The sequence below is a fragment of the Actinocorallia lasiicapitis genome, from assembly GCF_054778695.1.
The window spans coordinates 1-1418 of sequence record NZ_BAAGZI010000711.1; the positions used below are offsets into that span (position 1 = coordinate 1).

Sequence of the window (1418 nt, forward strand, 5' to 3'; positions counted from 1 at the left end):
CCAGGAGCGCCAGCACGATCGCGATGGCCAGAACCTCGTCCGCGCCCCACCAGCCGGTGGTGCTCGGCGCGGTCACCCACATCGTCGGCGGGACCGTCCTGGACGCCGCGCGGATCGCCGCCTACCAGTCGGTCGGCGGCCCCGCCTCGGCGGCCGTCCGGCTCCTCGGCCTCGACCCGCTCGGCGTGCAACGCGCCCTCGCCGACCTCGGCGAAGCCATGGACGACGTGGCGCGGGGAGCCGCCGCCTACGCCTACAAGGACTGGGCCGAACTGCCGTGCGCGTCCGCGCCCGTCCTCGACCTCTGGGCCGAAGAACACCTTCGCGCCGACCTCCGCCTGTTCGAGTCTTAAGGAGTTCCCGATGGGCGCCTACCACGGCCCTGACCAGCACCACGCCGCACCGAAGCACGGCCGCGCCCTGCGGATCGGGATCGGCGGACCCGTCGGCAGCGGCAAGACCGCGCTGACCGCCGCCCTGTGCAAGGTCCTCAAGGACGAACTGAACCTCGCCGTCGTCACCAACGACATCTACACCACCGAGGACGCCGACTTCCTGCGCCGCAACGCCGTCCTCGCCGACGACCGGATCGTCGCCGTCCGCACCGGCTGCTGCCCGCACACCGCGATCCGCGACGACATCTCCGCCAACCTCGACGCCGTCGAAGAGCTCGAGCACCGGTTCGACGGGCTCGACCTGGTCATCGTGGAGAGCGGCGGCGACAACCTCACCGCGACCTTCTCCCAGGGCCTCGTCGACCGGCAGATCTTCGTCCTCGACGTGTCCGGCGGCGACAAGGTGCCGCGCAAGGGCGGCCCCGGCGTCACCACCAGCGACCTGCTCGTCATCAACAAGACCGACCTCGCGCCCATGGTCGGCGCGGACCTCGGCGTCATGGACCGCGACTCCGCCCAGGTCCGCGAAGGCCGCCCCGTCATCTTCAGCTCCATCCGCGAAGAACCCGAAGTCCCCAAAATCGCCGACTGGATCAGGGCGCTCGTTCATGACTTCTGTGCTTAATCACGGGGGTCAACCCCCGAACCCCCCGAGTGGGGCTCTGGTCACCGGTACCGCTGGAATCCGCAGGGCTGAAACCCGCGCGTCCAGCTTCACGGCGCACGCGGCGGTGACGGCGGAGCCGGGGCCGGGGGGCCGTCCGCGGCTCACCCGGTTGCGGTCGGACGGCCCCATCGCGCTGCGCGACACCCCCGAGGGGCTGTTCATCGTGGGGGCGGGGGCGGGGCCGCTCGGCGGGGACAGGCTGCGGCTCGACATCGAGGTCAAGGCCGGGGCGACGCTGCGGATCCGGTCGGTGGCGGCGGCGCTCGCGCTGCCCGGCACCGGCGGCGAATCGCGGTACACGATCGACGCGCGGGTCGACGGCCATCTCGACTTCGCGCCGGAACCGACCGTCGCCG

Annotated in this window: 3 protein-coding genes; all 3 read left to right on the plus strand. The window is 72.1% G+C overall.

Going from position 1 to position 1418, the window contains the following annotated elements; translation table 11 throughout:
* A partial coding sequence (locus tag ACYVE7_RS34020; protein ID WP_460370690.1) for an urease accessory UreF family protein occupies window positions 1–353 on the plus strand: 353 nt, incomplete at its 5' end.
* Window positions 354–363: 10 nt separating this feature from the next.
* Window positions 364–1020 (plus strand): urease accessory protein UreG, encoded by a 657-nt coding sequence (ureG, locus tag ACYVE7_RS34025; RefSeq protein ID WP_460370692.1) that lies wholly within the window; start codon window positions 364–366, stop codon window positions 1018–1020.
* Window positions 1021–1126: 106 nt separating this feature from the next.
* A partial coding sequence (locus ACYVE7_RS34030) for an urease accessory protein UreD (RefSeq protein WP_460370693.1) occupies window positions 1127–1418 on the plus strand: 292 nt, incomplete at its 3' end.

Bases quoted from the DNA above. Each gene is read 5' to 3' on its own strand.
- ureG (WP_460370692.1), top strand. From the start codon at position 364: ATGGGCGCCTACCACGGCCCTGACCAGCACCACGCCGCACCGAAGCAC.